This is a genomic window from Plantactinospora sp. CNZ320 (assembly GCF_002846275.1).
Genome location: NZ_PJMP01000001.1, coordinates 6,969,417 through 6,988,843, shown reverse-complemented (window position 1 = coordinate 6,988,843; position 19,427 = coordinate 6,969,417). Strand labels below are relative to the sequence as shown.

The 19,427-nt window shown below is 72.5% G+C and carries 18 protein-coding genes; 7 read left to right on the top strand and 11 right to left on the bottom strand.

The annotated features are described in order from the left end of the window. Positions 1-45: 45 nt before the first annotated feature. Positions 46-849 carry a fumarylacetoacetate hydrolase family protein gene (locus CLT71_RS31220; protein ID WP_101370252.1) on the bottom strand — a complete coding sequence of 268 codons (804 nt, stop codon included), beginning with the start codon at positions 847-849 and terminating at the stop codon, positions 46-48. A gap of 169 nt (positions 850-1,018) precedes the next feature. Between CLT71_RS31220 and CLT71_RS31215 the strand changes: the two genes are divergently transcribed. Continuing rightward, entirely contained in the window at positions 1,019-2,881 is a 1,863-nt protein-coding gene (locus CLT71_RS31215; RefSeq protein WP_143743689.1) for a hypothetical protein, read from the top strand. Positions 2,882-2,974: 93 nt separating this feature from the next. Further along, on the top strand, positions 2,975-3,844 hold the full coding sequence (locus tag CLT71_RS31210; RefSeq protein ID WP_486483737.1) for a 3-methyladenine DNA glycosylase: 870 nt from the start codon (positions 2,975-2,977) through the stop codon (positions 3,842-3,844). Positions 3,845-3,886: 42 nt separating this feature from the next. Here the strand turns inward: CLT71_RS31210 and CLT71_RS31205 are convergent, their stop codons facing one another. Both CLT71_RS31205 and CLT71_RS31200 read right to left on the bottom strand, forming a co-directional pair. Beyond that, positions 3,887-4,645, bottom strand: a complete 759-nt coding sequence (locus CLT71_RS31205; protein WP_486483557.1) for a Rossmann-fold NAD(P)-binding domain-containing protein — start codon at positions 4,643-4,645, stop codon at positions 3,887-3,889. 99 nt (positions 4,646-4,744) lie between these two features. Continuing rightward, positions 4,745-5,461, bottom strand: a complete 717-nt coding sequence (locus CLT71_RS31200) for a TetR/AcrR family transcriptional regulator (RefSeq protein WP_101370250.1) — start codon at positions 5,459-5,461, stop codon at positions 4,745-4,747. A gap of 93 nt (positions 5,462-5,554) precedes the next feature. Between CLT71_RS31200 and CLT71_RS31195 the strand changes: the two genes are divergently transcribed. Continuing rightward, positions 5,555-6,592 carry an aminotransferase class V-fold PLP-dependent enzyme gene (locus tag CLT71_RS31195; RefSeq protein WP_101370249.1) on the top strand — a complete coding sequence of 346 codons (1,038 nt, stop codon included), beginning with the start codon at positions 5,555-5,557 and terminating at the stop codon, positions 6,590-6,592. A 93-nt stretch (positions 6,593-6,685) separates the two neighbouring features. On the opposite strand, the gene arfB is transcribed toward CLT71_RS31195, so the two are convergent. The 5 genes from arfB to CLT71_RS31170 form a co-directional block, all read right to left on the bottom strand. Then, positions 6,686-7,108, bottom strand: a complete 423-nt coding sequence (gene arfB / locus CLT71_RS31190) for an alternative ribosome rescue aminoacyl-tRNA hydrolase ArfB (RefSeq protein ID WP_101370248.1) — start codon at positions 7,106-7,108, stop codon at positions 6,686-6,688. Between the two features lie 17 nt (positions 7,109-7,125). Then, on the bottom strand, positions 7,126-7,998 hold the full coding sequence (locus CLT71_RS31185) for a trypsin-like peptidase domain-containing protein (RefSeq protein WP_101370247.1): 873 nt from the start codon (positions 7,996-7,998) through the stop codon (positions 7,126-7,128). 86 nt (positions 7,999-8,084) lie between these two features. After that, positions 8,085-9,044 (bottom strand): VWA domain-containing protein, encoded by a 960-nt coding sequence (locus tag CLT71_RS31180; protein ID WP_101370246.1) that lies wholly within the window; start codon positions 9,042-9,044, stop codon positions 8,085-8,087. Next, positions 9,041-10,066: a DUF58 domain-containing protein gene (locus CLT71_RS31175; protein ID WP_486483736.1), complete on the bottom strand. Its 1,026-nt coding sequence runs from the start codon at positions 10,064-10,066 to the stop codon at positions 9,041-9,043. Before CLT71_RS31175 ends, CLT71_RS31180 begins: the two co-directional genes overlap by 4 nt. Positions 10,067-10,080: 14 nt before the next feature. Beyond that, positions 10,081-11,130 (bottom strand): AAA family ATPase, encoded by a 1,050-nt coding sequence (locus CLT71_RS31170; protein WP_101370245.1) that lies wholly within the window; start codon positions 11,128-11,130, stop codon positions 10,081-10,083. A 169-nt stretch (positions 11,131-11,299) separates the two neighbouring features. On the opposite strand from CLT71_RS31170, the gene CLT71_RS31165 reads away from it, so the two are divergent. Together CLT71_RS31165 and CLT71_RS31160 are read left to right on the top strand one after the other, a co-directional pair. After that, positions 11,300-12,436 carry a hypothetical protein gene (locus CLT71_RS31165; RefSeq protein ID WP_143743688.1) on the top strand — a complete coding sequence of 379 codons (1,137 nt, stop codon included), beginning with the start codon at positions 11,300-11,302 and terminating at the stop codon, positions 12,434-12,436. 125 nt (positions 12,437-12,561) lie between these two features. Next, positions 12,562-13,500: an endonuclease/exonuclease/phosphatase family protein gene (locus CLT71_RS31160; protein WP_101370243.1), complete on the top strand. Its 939-nt coding sequence runs from the start codon at positions 12,562-12,564 to the stop codon at positions 13,498-13,500. A 138-nt stretch (positions 13,501-13,638) separates the two neighbouring features. On the opposite strand, the gene CLT71_RS31155 is transcribed toward CLT71_RS31160, so the two are convergent. Together CLT71_RS31155 and cimA are read right to left on the bottom strand one after the other, a co-directional pair. Beyond that, positions 13,639-14,154, bottom strand: coding sequence for a hypothetical protein (locus CLT71_RS31155; RefSeq protein ID WP_101370242.1), 516 nt, complete (start codon positions 14,152-14,154; stop codon positions 13,639-13,641). A gap of 561 nt (positions 14,155-14,715) precedes the next feature. After that, positions 14,716-16,305 (bottom strand): citramalate synthase, encoded by a 1,590-nt coding sequence (gene cimA / locus CLT71_RS31150; RefSeq protein WP_101370241.1) that lies wholly within the window; start codon positions 16,303-16,305, stop codon positions 14,716-14,718. 418 nt (positions 16,306-16,723) lie between these two features. Here cimA and CLT71_RS31145 point away from each other — a divergent pair, with 418 nt between their 5' ends. Both CLT71_RS31145 and CLT71_RS31140 read left to right on the top strand, forming a co-directional pair. After that, positions 16,724-17,197 (top strand): PRC-barrel domain-containing protein, encoded by a 474-nt coding sequence (locus CLT71_RS31145; protein WP_486483556.1) that lies wholly within the window; start codon positions 16,724-16,726, stop codon positions 17,195-17,197. A gap of 144 nt (positions 17,198-17,341) precedes the next feature. Beyond that, the gene (locus CLT71_RS31140; protein WP_101370240.1) at positions 17,342-18,079 is read left to right on the top strand and encodes a tyrosine-protein phosphatase; all 738 of its coding nucleotides are present in this window, start codon (positions 17,342-17,344) and stop codon (positions 18,077-18,079) included. A gap of 142 nt (positions 18,080-18,221) precedes the next feature. Here the strand turns inward: CLT71_RS31140 and CLT71_RS31135 are convergent, their stop codons facing one another. Beyond that, positions 18,222-19,319: a branched-chain amino acid aminotransferase gene (locus CLT71_RS31135; RefSeq protein ID WP_101371947.1), complete on the bottom strand. Its 1,098-nt coding sequence runs from the start codon at positions 19,317-19,319 to the stop codon at positions 18,222-18,224. Between the last annotated feature and the right edge of the window lie 108 nt (positions 19,320-19,427).

Here is a 19,427-nt window from a genome sequence, read left to right as displayed (position 1 = left end):
GGGTCGGTACCGGGCGACGGCGTCGCCACCGCCGCCCGCCTGACCTCAGTCGAGGGCCACCACCGGGTTCGACAGTTCGCCGATCCCGCCGATGCGGACCGTGACCGTATCCCCGTCGACGATCGGACTAACCCCCGCCGGAGTGCCGGTCAGCACCACGTCGCCCGGGAGCAGCGTCATCACGTGGGAGACGTAGGACACCAGGGTCGCCACGTCGAAGACCATGTCCCTGGTCCGGCCGAGCTGGCGTACCTCCATCTCGTCGGCACCGCGACCCACCTCGCAGCGGACCTCGACGTCGCTGACGTCGATCCCGGTGGAGATCCACGGGCCGAGCGGGCAGAACGAGTCGAAGCCCTTGGCCCGGGTCCACTGCCCGTCCGAGCGTTGCAGGTCCCGCGCGGTGACGTCGTTGGCGCAGGTGTAGCCGAAGATGGCCTGGGCGGCGGCGGCCCGGTCGGCGCGGCGGGCTCCCGGCGGACCGATCACCACCGCCAGCTCCGCCTCGTGCTCGACCTGCTTGGACTGGGCCGGCAGCCGGATCGCGTCCCGGGGCCCGATCACCGAGGTCGACGGCTTGAGGAAGAGCAGCGGCTCGGCCGGTACGTCGTTGCCGAGTTCGGCGGCGTGCTCGGAGTAGTTGCGTCCGACACACACCACCTTGCTCGGCAGGATGGGCGAGAGCAGCCGGACGTCCGCCAGCGCCCAGCGGGCGGTGGTGAACCGGATCTGGCCGAACGGGTGGCCCTCGATCTCGGCCACCGTCAGCCCCTCGGGGCCGCCCTCCGGGTCACCCTCGACCACGCCGAACGACATTCCCTTTGCATGAGCGAAACGAGCGATACGCACGCCGCCAATCTATCCCCACCGGGAGCCGGTACCGGTGCGGCCTGTGCCGGTGCGACCTGCGGCAGGGCGGCACCATACCGCAGCGGGCCGGCCTGCGGCGGTGGTTCGTTCCTTCCGCACCGCCCGGCCAGCCGTCCGGCTTAGCGTCTGGGCGGGAGGAGACTTCGTGATGCCTGCATCGATCCGACTACGTGCGGTGGGGGCGGTGATCGCGGGTTACCTGCTGGTCGCCACCGCGCCCGGCGCCCCCGCCCAGGCGGCCGGCGCCCCCGCCCCGACCAGTCCGCTGATCACCGTCGCGATGGCCACGTCCGGCGATCCGGCTCCCCGCTACGAGATCCGGGTGCGCAACGGAACCGACGGCATGGTGAAGACGACGGTCCGGCAGGAGCTGCCGCCGGGCGCCACCCCGTCGATGATCAGCCAGGGCGGCACGGCCAGCGCGCCGGGCACCATGCCGGGGCAGCACGGTACCGAGGTGGTCTGGCAGGTCCAGCTCGGTGGCCGCAGCACCGCGCTGCTCAGCACCACCCTCGTACCGCCGGCGCGCGGGGCCGACGTCACCGCCCCGGCCTGCGCCTTCGTCGCGGGCGGCAACATGCCGTACGACTGCGCGACCGCTACCTGGAACCGGGCAAAAGCGGCAGCCGCCGGCCCCGGCCCGGACGACGCGGTACAGGCGCAGGGAACCGCCGCCCCACCCTGGTGGCGCAGCGGCCCCCTGCTGGGTACCGCCATCGCGGCACTGGCGCTGCTCGCCGCGGCCGGCGGCGCGCTCTGGTGGCGGCGCCTGCGCCGGCGACGCGCCGCCGGCCAGGCCAACAGCACGCCGGTGGACGGAACGGACCGGCGGGCCGCCAAACGGGCCGCCAAACGGGCCGCCAAGCGAGAGGCGGCACAGCGACGCGAAGCCGAACGGCAGGCAGCCGCCGCGCAACGCCGGATCCGCCGCTCGGGCAGCCCGATCGCCCGGGCCCGGGCACGGGTACGCGGCGACCACAAGATCCCGGTGCCGGAGAGCGTACGGCGGGCCACCGCGCATCCCCGGATCGGCGGCGCGGCGGAACATCCGGTCGCCGGGGAGGTCGGTGCGGCCGCCCAGCCGGCCGGAGACGGCAGCGCGGGCGGTGCCGCGCTGACCCAGCGGGTGCCGGACGGCGCGGAGGCGATGGCCGGCGACGCGGTCGACGGCGGTGGGCTGCTCCGGGACGGCGGGCTCGCCACGACCGACGGGCCGGTCGAGCCGGCTGCCGAACTGGGTGCCGGACCGGCTGCCGGACCGGAACCGGGTGCCGGCGGACCAGGTGGCCTGGTGGGGATCGCGGGCGGCGCCCGCTACGTCGGACGGGCGCCGATACCGCCACGCACGCCGGTGCCGGACGACGCCGAGGAGCCGGCCGAGGAGCGGGTACCGGAGCCGCCGGAGCCGACCGCCGAGGAACTCGCCCCGGTGGTCGGGCGGGCCCGCCCCGCACCGCACCCGGCGGCCACCTACCGGCCGCCCCGACGGCGTGCCAGGCCGCCCGCGTGGGTGGCCGTCGGCTCGGCCGCCCTGCTCGCGGTGGCCCTGGCCGCGCTCACCGCGTGGACCGGATCGAGCCAGGTGAGCGCGATCAACGCCGACCGCCAGCCGTCCAGCGGGGCGTGGGTGGGCAAAACCGTGGCCGGGCCGGTCGGTACGAGCCTGCGGGAGAGTGCCTTCGAGTTCACCGTCTACCGGCTGGTCTGCCCACCGGCACCCGGCGACGGCTGCCAGGCGATCCTCGGAGTACGCAACCTGACCGACAAGAGCCAGCAGTGGCACGGGACGCTGCAACGGGCGTACCTGCCCAGCGGGGACTGGGTCGGCGCCGACGTACCCGCGACGCAGATCGCCAACGCCGGGAAGGACCCGTTCGCCGAACCCGTACCGGCCGGTCGGCGCATGATCATGCCGTTGGTCTTTCCGTCGACCGGTGGGGTGGAGCCGACTCGGATCGAGCTGCGCAGTGCCGTCTTCTCCGCCGGGGTCAGCGTCGACGTGCCGCACTAGCCCGGCGGGGTGGACGAGGTGCTCACCACGTCGACCTGCCGGCCCGACCGGGGCGTCCGGCCCTCGCCGTACCCTGGGGCGGTGACCGCTGCCGTGACCCGTACCGTCGTGCTCGACGCGGCGGACTGGCGCGCCCGGCGGGCGGCCCACGAGCGGCGGGTGGACGAGTGGCTGGCACCGCACCTGGCCCGGCGCGGCAGCGGCACCCGGCATCCGGTGGAGGACTTCCTCTTCACCTACTACTCGCACCGGCCGGCGCAGTTGCGCCGCTGGCATCCCGGCGCCGGGGTGCTGCTGCACGACGCCGACCCGACCGAGTTCGGCCGGGACTACCGCGCCGAGGACGCCGGCCTCACCCTGGACGCCGAGGCGGTACTCCGGCGCCGGGGCGGCTCCGTCGACTGGATCCGCACCCTGCTGACCCGGACCGCCGGCCGGCCGGGCCAGTTCGGCTGCTTCGGAATGCACGAGTGGGCGATGGTCTACCGGCAGACCCAGGCGCAGGTCCGGCACAACGCCTGGCCGCTGCGGCTGCCGCCCGAGCAGACCGCCCGGGTGGTGGAGGACAACCGGATCCGGTGCAGCCACTTCGACGCGTACCGGTTCTTCACCGCGCCGGCCCGGCCGCTGAACCTGCTCGCCCCGAGCCGGGAGACCCAGGCCGACAACGAGCAGCCGGGCTGCCTACACGCCAACATGGACCTCTACAAGTGGGCGTACAAGCTCTCCCCGCTGGTGCCGAGCGAGCTGGTCGCCGACGCGTTCGCGCTGGCCCGGGAGATCCGCGCCCTGGACATGCGGGCCAGCCCCTACGACCTGGCCGCGCTCGGCTATCCGCCGGTACGGGTGGAGACACCCGAGGGCCGGGCCGAGTACGCCGCCGCGCAGCGCGGTTTCGCCGAGCGGGCCGCCCCGCTCCGCGCCCGGCTGCTCGCCGCGCTCACGGCGGCCGGACTCGACTGACGACGGTCGGGCTCGGGTCGCTCGGGGTCGGGTCGCTCGGGGTCAGATGATTCCGCCGTTGGCCCGCACCACCTGGCCGTTGACCCAGTGTCCGGCCGGGCTGACCAGGAAGGCCACCACCTCGGCGATGTCGTCGGGGGTGCCGAGCCGCTCCAGCGGTGGTTGGGCCGCCAACTGGGCGATCCGCTCCTCGCTGTTGGCCCCCAGGAACAGGTCGGTGGCGGTCGGCCCGGGCGCGACCGCGTTGACTGTGATGTCCCGGCCGCGCATCTCCCGGGCCAGCACCAGGGTCATCGCCTCGACCGCGCCCTTGCTGGCGGCGTAGGCGCTGTAGTTCGGGAAGGCCAGCCCGACGACCGAGGAGGAGAAGTTGACCAGCGCTCCGCCGGGGCGGAGCCGGCGTACCGCCTGCTGGTCGACGACGAAGGTGCCCCGGATGTTCGTCCGGTGCAGGTCGTCCAGGTCGGCCAGGTCGAGTTCGGCCAGTGGCGCGAGCGGCATCCGGGCGGCCACGTGCACGACCACGTCGATGCCGCCGAAGGTCCGCTCGGCGGTGTCGAAGAGTTCGGTGACGGCGTGCTCGTCGGCCACGTCGGCCCGTACGGCGATCGCCCGGCCGCCGGCCGTCTCGACCTCGCGGACCGCGGCCTCTGCCTCGACCTGGTTGCCGGCGTAGCCGACCACGACGGCGAACCCGTCGGCGGCGAGCCGGGTGACGACCCGGCGACCGATACCGCGCGATCCGCCGGTGACGACGGCGGTACGGGCGTTCGGAGCCGCGGGTAGGGATGGACTGGACACAGAGATTCTCCTTGCTGATTCGGACGGTGTTCGTGCTGTTTCGAGCCGGCCGCCCACCTGCCGACAAGCCGGTCGCTCATCCGCTGGTGAGCCGGCCGGTCAGCCGTTGACGGGCCGGTCGGCGAGTCGGGTCAGCCACTCCAGCAGCAGGCCGGTCTCGGCGGGCGAGAGTGGACTGTCCGGCAGCGCCGGCAGCAACGCGCCGAGGCTCGCGGCGGCCACCGCGACCGCACCACCCGGTTCGGCGGTGCGCTCCGGGCCGGTGGAGGGGTCCGGGGTGACGATGGCGGTGACGATCGCCTCGCGTACCCGCCTCGACACCTGGGCGGCGTCGGGATAGATGGTCGGGCGGGTGATCAGCAGCAGCGCCACCCCCACGGTGGCCGGCATCACCATCTGGGCGGCCAACTGCGGAGTGATCCGGAGCCGGCCGGCCGCCGCGCAGCGTTCGAGTACGCCGAGCAGGAGCTGGTGCGCCTCGGTCGCGGCGGCCGGCGGGGTGGAGAGCCCCGGCGAGTACATCAGCCGGTAGAAGTTCGGGTTCTCCAGCGCGAACGCGACGTGGTTGTCCCAACCCTTGCGCAGGTCCCCCACCGGGTCGTCGGAGGGTACGGCGGCACGCTTGTCGGAGAGGTACTTCTCGTAGCCGAAGTCGACCACGGCGGCGAGCAGCCCCTCCTTGTCACCGAACTGCCGGTAGAGCGCCGGGGCGCCCACCCCGGCTGCCTCGCAGACCGCCCGGGTGGGCAGATCCGCCTCCGGAGACCGGGCCAGCAGGTCGGCTGCGGCGTGCAGTATCCGTGTTCTCGTATCCACGTTAACGACGATAACACTCCCCTCGTATCACTGCTACTTCCAGGATGTAATCGTCGTTACAGGCGCCCTCGACGGGCGTACTACGCTTGCCGAGTGGATCTAGTCGAGGCGCGACAGTTGTGGAAGCCCGAGCCGGGCTGGCTGAACACCGCCAGCTACGGCCTGCCGCCCGATCCGGCCTGGGAGGCGCTCCAGGCCGCCCTCGCCGACTGGCGCACCGGGCACACCTCCTGGGAGGGCTGGGACTCCTCCACCGCCAGGTCCCGGGCCGCCTTCGCCCAACTGGTCGGCGTACCGGTCTCGGACGTGACAGTCGGGGCGACCGTCTCGCAACTGCTCGCCCCGATCGGCGCCGCGCTGCCCGCCGGAGCCACCGTGCTGGTGCCGGAGGTGGAGTTCACCTCCAACCTCTTCCCCTGGCTGGTGCAGGCCGAGCGCGGCGTACGGGTCCGCACCGTGCCGGCCGACCGGCTCGCCGAGGCGGTCGACGCCGACACCGACGTGGTGGCGTTCAGCCTGGTCCAGTCCGCTGACGGCGCCGTGGCCCGGTACGACGAGATCCTGGCCGCCGCCGAGGCGCACGACGCGCTGGTGGTGGTCGACGCCACCCAGGGCTGCGGCTGGCTGCCCTTCGACGCCGGCCGGGCGGACGTGGTCGCGGTTGGCGCGTACAAGTGGCTGATGGCGCCGCGCGGGGCGGCCTTCGGCTACCTGAGTCCCCGGATCCGGGAGAGGATCACCCCGCTCGCCGCCAACTGGTACGCCGGCTCCGACCCGCACGCCTCCTACTACGGACCGCCGCTGCGGCTGGCCGACGACGCCCGCCGGTTCGACCTCTCCCCCGCCTGGTTCTGTTTCGTCGGCGCGGCTCCGGCCCTGGAACTCCTCGTCGACGTGGGGCTGCCGGCGATCCGGGAGCACAACGTGCGGCTCGCCAACCGGTTCCTGGCCGGGCTCGGCCAGCCGCCCCGGGACAGCGCGATAGTCACCGTCGACGTACCCGGTGCGGCGGAGAAGCTGGCGGCGGCGGGTGTCCGGGCGGCGGTCCGGGCCGGCCGGGTACGCGCCTCGTTCCACCTCTACTCCAGCGACCACGACGTGGACCTGGCCCTGACCGCCCTGACCTCCTGACCCGCTCCGCCGGTCTCCTGACCCGCTCCGCGGGCCGCGTGACCCGTCCCGTCGGCCTCCTGACCCAGCCCGCCGGCCGACCGGTCGGGGTCCTCAGTCGACGTCGCGGCGGCGGGTCTGCTTGAGCTGGCTGCGGCGCTTCTTCTCGGCGAGCCGGCGCTCCTTGGCGCCCCGACTCGGTTTGGTGGGTCGCCTCGGCGGCGGCGGTGGCGCGACCGCGTCCGCCAGCAGCGCGGCGAGCCGGGCCAGCGCCGCCTCCCGGTTGCGCAGTTGGGCCCGGTGCTCCGACGCCGAGATGGTGAGCACCCCGTCGACGAGCCGGCTGCCGAGCCGGTCCAGCGCACGGGTTCTGAGCCGCTCGGGCAGCGCCGTCGAGTTCGCCACGTCGAAGGAGAGTTCGGCCCGGGAGTCGGTGGTGTTCACGCCCTGTCCGCCCGGGCCGCTGGACCGGGAGAACCGCCAGTTCAGTTCCGCCTCCGGGATGACGAGGCCCGGTCGGATGGTCAGGGGTGCCATGCCGTCAACCGTACGACTCAGCCGCCCTTGCCGATTATGGTGTCCGCCGTCTGCTGCACCTGCTCGATCGGGATGGCGAAGCCGATCCCGATCGACCCGCTGCCGTCGATGGTGGCGATCGCGGTGTTCACCCCGACGACCTCGCCCCGGGCGTTGACCAGCGGACCACCGGAGTTGCCCGGATTGATCGAGGCGTCGGTCTGCACCGCGCTGTGCCGGTTCTCGCCCAGCTTCACCTGGCGGTCGAGCGCGCTGACGATGCCGGCGGTCACCGTGCCGGCCAGCCCCAGCGGCGAGCCGACCGCGAGGACCGGCTCACCGACCCGGGTGGCGCCGGGCTTGGCCAGCGGCAGCGCCGTCAGGTTGGCCGACGGCGGCACCCGGAGTACCGCGATGTCGCTGCTGGAGTCCCGGCCGACGAGCCGGGCCGGGTACTGCCGGCCGTCCGAGGTCTCCACCATCACCGCGCCGTCGGGCTCCCCGCCGCCGCCCCGGGCCACGATGTGGTCGTTGGTGACGATGTGTTGCAGGTCGTCGATGGCGAATCCGGAGCCGCTGGCCGACTTGCCACCCCCGGCCACCATCACCGAGACGACGCCGGGCACCACCTGCGCGGCCGCGGCCACCAGGTCGGCCGGCAGCGCGGCCTGCGCCGCCTTGCCCGGCTGCGCCGACGGTTCCTGGCTGGCCACCCAGCCGCCGGCCAGGCCGCCGGAGCCGATGGAGAGCGCGACCACCGCCAGCGCGGCGAGCAGCGCCCGCCGCCGCCGGGCCGCCCGCTCCGGCAGCGTCGCACCGGGTACGCCCGGAACCCCGCGCCCGTCCGGTTCGAGATCGGGTGAGATGAACCACGGACCGCGGGGCTCGCCGAGTCCGGTCTGGGTTGCCATTAGCTCAACTCCTCGTCAGTGGCGTCGTCGGATCGGGCAGGTGTCGCCGGTGGCGACTCGGCGGGGCCGAGCCGGGCCGGCGCGGTCTACGGCAACCGGGAGAACCACGCCATCGAGCCGCCCGCCGCCGCCAGGGCGAACAGCAGTCCGATGCCGATGAACCGGGCGGAGATGTCCTGCTTCTCCGTGCGGTAGCCGACCGATGTCCCGATGTCCTCGTAGACGGCCCGCAACTCGGCGCTGGTGCCCGCCTCGTGGTAGCCGCCCTTGGTCTGCTCGGCGACCGCCCGCAGGGTCTGGCCGTCCACGGGTACCCGGATCGGCCGGCCACCCCGGGCCACATAGCCGGAGGCGGTGCCGAACGAGATCGTGTGCACCGGTACCCCCACCTGCACCGCCTCGTCGGCCGCGTCCATCGGGTCGCGCCCGGAGGTGTTCGCCCCGTCGGAGAGCAGCACGATCCGGGCCGGTGGCGGGTTCTTGTCGGCCTGGGCGTCGAAGGTCCTGATCGCCTCCAGCGAGGTGCCGATCGCCTCGCCGATCGCGGTCCCCTGCACCCCGGTACTCCCTTCGGCGAGTCGCCTGATCCCGGAGTGCAGCACCGAACGGTCGGTGCCGGGCGGTACGAGTACCGCCGCGCTGCCGGCGAAGGCGACCAGCCCGACGTTGAACTCGTCCGGAAGTGTCTCGGCGAACCGGTGCGCCGCCGACTTCGCCGCCGCCAGCCGGTCCGGTTCGACGTCGGTGGCGAGCATCGAGGTCGAGACGTCCACCGCCACCATCACGGTTGCCCGTTCGCGGGGCACCCGCACCTCCGCCTCCGGCCGGGCGAAGCCGACGACCAGCAGCGCCATCATGGCCAGGAACAGCCCGGCCGGCAGGTGCCGGCGCCAGGACGGCCGGTCCGGCGCGACCCGGTCCAGCAGCCGCAGGTTGGTGAAGCGGACGGCGTACCGGCTGCGGCGGCGTTGCAGCACGACGTACCAGATGCCGAGCCCGAGTACGCCGAGGAGCAGCAACAGCCGCTCCGGAGACTGCCACGTCATGCCGCGCCTCCCCGTACCGCTGCCACGGGCGGGCGGGCCGAGCCGGCCAGCCGCCGCTGGGTGTGTACGTGCCGGACGATGTCCGCGACCCAGTCCCGGTCGGTACGCAGCGACAGGTGCGCGGCACCCGAGCGGCGCAGCGCCTGCCGGACCGATTCACGCTGGGCGGCCGCTGCTGCGGCGTACCGCTGGCGAAGCCGACGGTCCGCTGTGGACACCTCGCGCCGGCGCCCCGTCTCCGGGTCGACCAGGGTGACCAGTCCGACGTCCGGCAGCTCCAGTTCGCGCGGGTCGACCACCTCGACCGCCAGCACCTGATGGCGTACCCCGAGCCGCCGCACGGCCCGCTCCCAGGCCGGCGTGCCGCCCTCGGCCTCGGGCAGCCCGTCGAGGAAGTCGGAAATCAGCACCGCCAGGCCCCGGCCGGTGCTGGCCCGGTGCAGCGTGGTCACCGCGTCGGCGAGGGACGGTGCCGGGCCGGCGGTGTCCCGCCGGGGCGCCGCGAGCAGCAGGTTGAGCAGGCCCAGCAGGTGGTTCCGGCCGGTCCGGGCCGGCAGGCGGCGGATTCCGGTGCCATCGAGCAGGTGGGCGCCGAGCCGGTTGCCGACCCCGGCGGTGAGGAAGCCGACCGCCGCCGTCGCGGCCACCGCGAGTTCCCGCTTGTCCAGTTCGGCGGTGCCGAAGTCCATGCTGGGGGTGGAGTCGACAAGCAGCCAGGTGGTGAGTTCCCGGTCGGCGTCGACCTCGCGGACGTGCGGCAGGGTGGTCCGGGCGGTCACCGCCCAGTCCATCCGGCGTACCTCGTCCTCGCCGGGCCGGTACTCCCGGGCGCCGGTGAACTCGCTGCCCGGGCCGGGAAGCAGGCCGAGGTACTGGCCGTGCAGCAGCCCGTCGAGCCGCCGGGTGACGAGCAGTTCCAGCCGACGCAGCCGGTGTTCGGGGGCGAGCTGCCCCAGGGTGGGCGCGTCGCCGTCCCGTTCCGCGGGTACCCCGTTCCGACCGGTCCGGGTCGCCCGACCGATCCGGCTGACCCGGTTCACGCGACCGCCAGGCCGCGCCGCTGTTCCTCGCGGCTCGGCGCGATCCGGGGCGGCGGTACCGCCTCGACCAGCCGGCGTACCACCGACTCGGCGGGCACCCCGTCGGCGATCGCGTCGAAGGAGAGCACCAGCCGGTGCGAGATCACGTCGGGGGCGAGTTCGCGTACGTCGTCGGGGAGCACGTAGTCCCGGCCGCGCAGCAGCGCCTGGGCCCGGGCGGCGGCGACGAGTCCGAGGGTGGCCCGGGGACTCGCCCCGTACGCGAGCAGCGGCGCCACCTCCGGCACCCCGAACCGGGCCGGGTCCCGGGTGGCCAGGATCAGCCGTACGACGTACTCGGCGAGTGCGTGGTGCACGAAGACCCGGGAGGCCCGGTCCTGGAGTGCGCGCAGCCGCTCCGGGTCGAGTACGGCCCGCGCGGTGGGCCGCTCCGCGCTCATCCGGTAGAGGATGGCGAGTTCGTCGGCGTCGCTGGGGTAGTCGACGAGAACCTTCAGCAGGAACCTGTCGCGTTGCGCCTCGGGTAGCTGGTAGACCCCCTCGGACTCGATCGGGTTCTGGGTGGCCAGCACCAGGAACGGTTCCGGTACCGGATAGCTGCGCCCGCCGATGGAGACCTGCCGCTCGGCCATCGCCTCCAGCAGCGCCGACTGCACCTTCGCCGGTGCCCGGTTGATCTCGTCGGCGAGGACCAGGTTCGCCATCACCGGGCCGAGTTCCACGTCGAAGCTCTCCGACGATGCGCGGTAGATGCGGGTGCCGACGATGTCCGACGGCACCAGGTCGGGGGTGAACTGGATCCGGGAGAAACTGCCGCCGACCACGACGGCGAGGGTCTGCGCGGCGAGGGTCTTCGCCACCCCCGGTACGCCTTCGAGCAGGCAGTGCCCGTCGGCGAGCAGCGCGGTGAAGAGCCGTTCCACCAACCTGTCCTGCCCGACGATCACCCGCTTGACCTCGAAGAGGGCCTGTTCCAGCTCGGGGCCGGCGGAAGCCGTCTCGACCGCCCTGGGGCGGTTGGCCACGGTGTCTGACATGTCCGTCACGGTGCGGGCTTCCCTACCTCGCCTGCGACAAACCCGAGGTCACCGCGGCGTCATGACAAGTTTTGTCACAGGCGCAACACGGGGTGCACAAAACCTCCGGCGTACCAATAAAATCAGCGGCACACAAACCCGTCACCGGGGCCGGGACGGGACTAAACCGGGAGGCACTGTGTTGCTGCGACGGTGCGGAGCAATGCTGCTGGCGGCGGCGTCGATACTGGTCTTCGCGGCACCCGCGGCGGCAGCCCCCGATCCGGTCCCGCCGCCGAGTTACGCGGGCTTCCGGCTGGTCAAGGCGATCCCCGGCGAGCCGAGCACGCCGCAGATCACCCTGCCGGACGGTTACGAACTCGTGCCGGGCGCCTCGACCCAGGTGGCCAGCCGGGCCGAGTACTACTCCTTCGTCCGGGGTCCGCGCAGCGAGGCGGTCACCGTCACCGTCGACTGGCCGGGCACCTGGGTCGGTTCGGTGGTCGCCACCGACACCCGGCTGGCGATCCGCCGGCACGCCGGTGCGCCGTACCGGATCAGCTTCACCCTGCCGGTGACCTGGTCGTCGGTGAACGCCAACCAGGCGACCGTGCAGGTCTGGAGCATCCTCAGCCCGGAGACGTCGAGCGGGCTGCACTGGCGGATCGAGCACAACGACCCGGACCGGGTGGCCGGGCCGTGGACCACCGTCGCCTGGCCGGCGACACAGGCCGCCTCGGTGATCAACTACATGATCGCCAGCGAGGCGGTGCTCCAGGACTCGGGGCTGGTCGCCGAGGCCCGCCGCAAGGGGCACTTCTTCTCGCTGATGGGCTTCGAGACCAACAACGTGCTGCACCCGGACAACCCGCCGCACTGGCATCTCGCGTACTACCCCGGGCTGACCTACAGCGCGCCCCGGGCACACGTGCCGCACTTCTGGGTCGACGCGCAGGGCAAGACCTACTACAACGGGATGGACATCCAGGGCCAGGGCCGCAGCCGCTTCTACGCCGGAGACCCGGCGCAGATCCACGACCCGGAGAACAACCTGGTCGTCACCCTCACCATCCGGGCCGACGGCGGGCTGGACATCGACCCGCCGGCCGGGCCGCGCTACTCGATCACCGCGCCGGACGGGGACTTCTCGCACCAGGTCGACGTCGCCAAGGACGGCGTGCCGTGGCGCTCGGTGGTCAGCCGGGACCACGTGAAGATCGGCGTACTGGTCAGCCAGGTGAAGGACCACCAGGCGGCGGGGCCACACCGGACCACCGTCTACCAGTACGACGCGCTGACCGGGGTACTGAACAACACCTGGCCCGCCCCGCGGTAGGCCACACCCCTGCACGCGATCTTCACCGGCTCTCCACAGAAGACGGTTAGCGTGCCGGTGTGAATGTCGATCTCGCTCCGGAGCGGCAGTCCCCGGCCGTACCGGCCCCGACCCGTCGACGCCCGTTGACCGGGCTCTGCTGGCTGCTGGTGCTGCCCGCGTTCGGTGTCGCGGCGGTACGCCTCACCGGGCTGGAACGGGGGCCGTTGGTGCAACTGCTGGCGTTCACGCCGTACCTCGCGGCCTGGGCGCCGGTGCCCCTCGGGCTGGCCCTGGCGATCCGGCGGCCCTGGGCGGCGGGCGTCGCCGCCGTGGCGGCACTGGTCCTGGTCGCGCTTGTCGCACCCCGGGCACTGCCGGACCACCAGCCGGCCGCCGGTGGGCCGGAACTGCGGGTGCTCACCGCCAACCTGCTCGCCGGGGCAGCCGATCCGCGGGCGCTCGTCGCACTGGTCCGGACCGAGCGGGTCGACGTGCTCGCTCTCCAGGAGTTCACCCCGGCGGCCGAGGCGGCACTGGACCGGCTCGGCCTGACCGAAATGTTGCCGCATCGGCAGGTCAACCCGGAGGTCGGCACGACCGGGTCGGCGCTGTACTCCCGCCATCCGCTGCGCGAGGCGGGTACCCGGCGCAACGGCGGCGGCTTCTCCCAGGCGTACGCGACGATCCAGGTCCCCGACGGGCCGGTGGTGCCGGTGGAGTCGGCACATCCGATGGCGCCGGCCAGCCTGGCCTGGCTGGCGGACTGGCGCGCGGACCTGCGGGCCCAGCCACCGGCCACTCCGGACGGGCAGGTGCGGATCCTGGCCGGGGACTTCAACGCCACCCTCGACCACGCCCCGCTGCGCGACCTGCTCGACACCGGGTACGTCGACGCCGCCGACACGGTCGGTGCAGGGCTGACCGGCACCTGGGGCCCGTACGACGGCGATCCGATCCCGCCGGTGACCATCGACCACGTCCTGGTGGACCGGCGGATCGCGGTCGATCGGGTGGCGGTGTTCCGGCTGCCCGGCTCCGACCACCGCCCGGTGCTGGCCGAGCTGACCCTGCCGGCGCGCTGACCCGACCGGCGCACCGATCGGGCCGGGCATGCCGATCCGGCCGCCTCCGCACACCGGGTTCGGCGCCGTCCCACCCCACCAGACGCCGCCGGCCTCCGTGTCCGTTCGGGGGGACACGGAGGCCGGCGGTCACCGGGGTCAGGGCAGGAACACCGCCAGGTGGAAGCTGCGGTTCGCCGGTTGGTTGGCCGCGTTCCAGGTCTGCACGAAGACACCCTGGGCCAGGTTGGTCCGGCCGACCACCGAGATGAGACCGGACGGTGAGGTGCCGACGCTGCCGGTCAGCCCGATCGTGCCGACGAACGCCCCGCTGGCCACCGGGACGTTGAAGACCACCTGGTAGAGGCCGAGTCCCAGCGAGGTCGCCGAGACGGCCTGGCTGCCACGGATCAGGCCGCCGTTGGCGCTGACCACGGCGAAGAGTTGCGCGCTCGACGCCTGCACGCCGACGTCGCCCTTGAGCAGCGCCGCCTTGGCCAGGTCGATGTCGGCCTGGGTGACCGCTGGCTGCTGGACCACCTTGCCGTTCACCCGGACCGCGTCGGGATCGGCGCGGTGGCTCGGGCCGGCGACGGCGATGCCGCCGCCGGCCAGGGTCAGCGCGAGCGCTCCGACGGCTAGCAGGATCGTCTTACGTCCAAAGATTCTGGCCATGACGTCATCTCTTTCTTTTTACCCAGGATGGTGATGGTCTCTCCGACGGTGGAGATGGGTCCCAACTGTCGCCCTGTTGATCCGGGTACGCCCCTCGCCCGTCCAGACTCGCGACCGGAATAGCCAGCCCGACAATTGCCGTGGTCGTTTCCACGACGCCATGGTCGTTTCCACGACGAGTCATCGGACAATGAGGACTGTGCAGCCCCTTGCGCACGATTGTTTCGGTTTCTGAACGCCCGACTGACAGCGATTGTCACCCCGCGCTCAACAGCAGATACTACTTAGAGTGGCCACTCAACAACCATGAGCGAACATAGCATTCGGCAAAGCAGCAGGTCAATAGCGGTTTCACCTGCCCGGGTACGTCCACTGTGGCGACGCGCAACAGCCCGTCATCCCGTCATCCCGAGTTCGCTTTTCGCGAATGCGTACCACCCTCGGATCTCACATTCATTTTTCGCGTTCCGCAGTTCCGGGAACCGGCAACGGGCAGGGCCGGAAACACGACGACCCCGCTCGCGGTAGTCACCGCGGCGGGGCCGTCCGTCGGGTCGCTGTTCAGACCTCGGCCGGGGTACGCAACACTCCGTACGTCAGCGCGTCGACGAGCGCGTGCCAGCTCGCCTCCACCACGTTCGGGTGTACGCCCACGGTGGTCCAGTCCCGGCCGCCACTGTCGGCGGTCTCCACGAGTACCCGGGTGATCGCGCCGGTGCCGTGACTGCCCTCCAGGATCCGCACCTTGTAGTCGGCCAGCTCGAACCCGCGCAACTCCGGGTAGTGCCGCAGCAGCGCCACCCGCAGCGCCTCGTCGAGGGCGTTGATCGGCCCGTTCCCCTCGGCGGTGGCGATCACCCGCTCGCCGCGTACCCGGAGTTTCACCGTCGCCTCGGAGACCACCGCGCCGTCCTCGCGGTGCTCGACCAGCACCCGGTACGACTCCAGCGCGAACGGCCGGGGCGCGCTCATCCCGGGCAGCTCGGCGCGGACCAGCAGCTCGAACGAGGCGTCGGCGGCCTCGAAGGACCAGCCGCTGGCCTCCATCTCCTTGACCCTCTTGGTGACCCGCGCCGCGGCGTCGGGATGGTCGGCCAGGTCCAGGCCGAGTTCACGGCTCTTCAGCTCGATGCTGGCCCGGCCGGCCATCTCCGTCACCAGGATCCGCATGTCGTTCCCCACCACAGCGGGGTCCACATGGTTGTAGAGCACCGGATCCACCTTGATCGCACTCGCGTGCAGCCCCGCCTTGTGGGCGAAGGCGGCGGCCCCGACGTAGGCCTGGTGGGTGTCGGGGGCGATGTTGGCGATCTCCGCGATGGCGTGCGAGACGCGCACCATCTGCTCCAGGCACCCGTCCGGTAGGACCGGTAGCCCGAGCTTGAGTTGCAGGTTGCCGACCACCGCGAAGAGGTCGGCGTTGCCCGGCCGTTCGCCGTAGCCGTTGGCGGTGCCCTGGAAGTGGCGTACCCCGGCCTCGACGGCGGCGATGGTGTTGGCCACCGCGCAGCCGGTGTCGTTCTGGGTGTGGATGCCGAGCCGGGCCGGCGAGATCCCGAGCCGCTCGGTCAGCTCGCCGATCGCGGCGGTCACCTGGGAGGGCAGCATCCCGCCGTTGGTGTCGCACATCACCACGACCTCGGCGCCGGCTTCGAGGGCGGTCTCCACCACCGAGGCGGTGTACGCCGGGTCGTGCCGGAAGCCGTCGAAGAAGTGCTCGCAGTCCAGGAACGCCCGCCGCCCCTGTGCCACGAGGTGGGCGACGCTGTCCCGGACCATCGCCAGGTTCTCCGCCGCGGTGGTCCGCAGCGCCCGCTCGACGTGCCGGATGTCGGACTTGGCGACCAGGCAGACCACCGGGGTCTCCGCGTCGAGCAGCGCCCGCAACTGCGGGTCGGCGTCGACCGCCACCCCGGCCTTGCGGGTCGAGCCGAAGGCGACGAGGAGGGCGTGCTTGAGGTCCAGCTCCGTCCGGGCCCGGCGGAAGAACTCGGTGTCCTTCGGCATCGCCCCCGGCCAGCCCCCCTCGATGAATCCGACGCCGAACTCGTCGAGCAGCCGGGCCACGGCCAGCTTGTCGACGACCGAGTAGCTGATCCCCTCGCGCTGCGCACCGTCGCGCAACGTCGTGTCGAACACCTGGTACGTCATGTGATCTCCTTCGAGCTGGGCGCGCACCCCGCTCCGCTACCTTCCTGGCCCGACAAACAAAATGACCCCCCGCGGGATGCGGGAGGTCTGCGCGCTCGGCGGGAAGGATGCCGGCGCGCTAGTTGCCAATAATCAGTGCGGAGCACGTCACGGACCGTACTCTGCCACGCCGTCGAGGTTGTGGGAGGGAAAATCCACATCGCGGGACTGACTGCCGGGTCTCCGCTCCCGGCGCCCTGCTCTCGGCGCTCGGATCACGGCGCCCCTGCTCTCGGGCGCCCCGCACTCGGCGCTCGGGTTTCCGGGGCTCGGTCACGGGGGGCGCCGAATTCTTGTGTGTAGGAATCGACAGCCCTGGGTAGGTGTCTTCGGGACAGCGGAGAACGTTCGAGACAGTCGAGAAGAGGAGTGATAGCCAGTGGACAGGCTCGATCCTCAGACGACCCCGCAGCAGGCGCCGGATCCCCTGATCCATGGTGGTGGCGGCGCGTTCGCGGGCGGCACGCCCGCGGGCGAGTTCGACCCGTGGCGCTACCGGGACGATGCCGGGGTGACCGGTGCCGACCTGGTGGGCTACAAGGTCGAGGCGACCGACGGCGGCATTGGCAAGATCGACAGTGCCAGTCACGAGGTCAACGCCAGCTACCTGGTGGTGGACACCGGCCCGTGGATCTTCGGCAAGAAGGTCATGTTGCCGGCCGGCGTGGTGAACCACGTCGACCACGACGACCAGAAGGTGTACGTCGACCGGAGCAAGGAGCAGATCAAGGCCGCTCCGGAGTTCGACGGCGCCACGCACGAAGACCCGGCCTACCGGGACAAGCTCGGTGGCTACTACGGCGGCACGTACGGCCCTTCGGGCTGGACCGCTCCGCCGGGGCGCGCCATGTGACACGTGACCCGCAGTCGCCTGGCCGGCGGGGCATCCGCCCCGCCGGCCAGCGGCGTTTCCGGGGTACTCCCCCGGCCAGACCGGACCGCACGGCGGAAAACTTCCACCGGTGCCGCCGACCCGCCGGGGCACTACGGTAGTCGGGTGGACGGAACTTCGGCGCGTACGACCAGCTTCGAAACCCTCTTCAACTTCCGGGACGTCGGCGGCGTCACCGGGCTCGACGGCCGGCTGGTCCGCCAGCAGCGGCTGTACCGGTCCGACTCACCACACCGGCTCGACGGCATCGACCGGGAGGCGTTCGAGGCACTCGGCATCCGTACCGTGCTCGACCTGCGCCGCCCCGCCGAGGTACGCCGGCACGGCCGGGTACCCGCCTACGACGGCCTGGTCTACCAGCACATCCACCCGGAGCACGCGCTCTGGGAGGCGTCGACGTACGCCGAGGAGGTGGGCCTGGCCCGCTGGCTGGCCGACCGGTACCACGACCTGGCCAGCACCGGCTCGGCCGGCCTGGTGGCGGCGCTGGAGGTGATCGCCGACGCCGAGGCCGCCCCGGTGCTGGTGCACTGTGTGGCAGGCAAGGACCGGACCGGAGTGGTCTGCGCGCTGACCCTGTCTGTGCTCGGCGTCGCCGACGACGACATCGCCGAGGACTACGCCCGGAGCAGCGCCGCCTCGGCCCGGTTCAGCGAGTGGCTGGCCAGCAGCATGCCGGGCGAGCCGCCACTGCCGGCGCCGTTCCTCGCCTCGCCGGCCGAGGCGATGACCCTGTTCCTGGCCGAACTGCGCGACCGGCACGGCTCGGTGCCGGACTATCTGATCCGGGCCGGCCTCGGCCCGGCCCGGATCGACGCCCTCCGCACCCACCTGCTCAGCTGAGCCCGGTGGCGGCGGGGAGCCGCCCGCAGCCACCCGCCCAGCTGAGCACCGCAGCCACCCGCTCAGCTGAGCGGGTGGCTGCCACCTGTGCAGAGCCGCCCGCTCAACTGGGCGCCGCGCGGGATCGCCGTGCGGCTGCAGGTCAGCCGATTCGGTGGATCCAGCCGTTGCGGTCCTCGGCGCGGCCCCGCTGGATGTCGACGAGCTGCTGCCGCAGTCGCATGGTGACCTCGCCGGGGCTGCCGTCGGCGATCCGGAACTCCCCGTCGGGGTGGCGCACCTGGCCGATCGGGGTGATCACGGCAGCGGTGCCGCAGGCGAAGACCTCACGCAGCCGTCCGCTGGCCGCGTCGGCCCGCCACTCGTCGAAGCCCACCGGCCGTTCCTGCACCGTACCGCCGGACTGCCCGATCAACGTGATCAGGGATTCCCGGGTGATACCGCGCAGAATCGTACCGCCGAGCGGCGGGGTGACGATGCTCCCGTCGTCGTAGACGAAGAAGATGTTCATGCCGCCGAGTTCGTCGACGTACCGGCGCTGCACGGCGTCGAGGAAGACCACCTGGTCGCAGCCGTGCTCGATCGCCTCCGCCTGGGCCGCCAGCGAGGCGGCGTAGTTGCCGCCGAACTTCGCCTCGCCGGTGCCGCCGGGCGCGGCCCGGGTGTAGGTGGGCGAGACCCAGACGTCGACCGGCTGCACGCCCCGGGCGAAGTACGAGCCGACCGGGGAGGCGATCACCACGAAGAGGTATTCGTTGGACGGGCGCACCCCGAGGAAGACCTCGCTGGCGATCATGAACGGCCGCAGGTAGAGGCTGGCCTCCTCGGAGCTGGGCAGCCACTCGCGGTCGATCTCGATCAGGTGTCGCAGCGAGTCCAGGAACGCCGTCTCCGGCAGTTCGGGCATCGCCATCCGCCGGGCCGAGACGTTGAACCGGGCCGCGTTCGCGTCCGGCCGGAACATCGTCACCGAGCCGTCCTCCGCCGAGTACGCCTTCAGCCCCTCGAAGATCTCCTGGGCGTAGTGCAGCACCGCGCTCGCCGGGTCCATCGGGAGCGGCGCCCGGGCCTCCACCCGGGCGTCGTACCAGCCCTTGCCCTCGGCGTACCGGATCGTGACCATGTGGTCGGTGAAGACCCGACCGAATCCCGGGTTGACCATCAGCGCCGCGCGCTCGGCGGCGGCTACCGGCTGAGGATTCGGACGGATCTCGAAGTCGAGCTTGTCACCACCGCTCATCGTGCTGACCTCCATGAAGTGGACCGGCGCCCGCGGATGGGCGGCCGGAACTGGGAGTTGTGCCTGAAACTTACCCGAACGGTCGTTCAACCTCGACCCTCCGGGCGA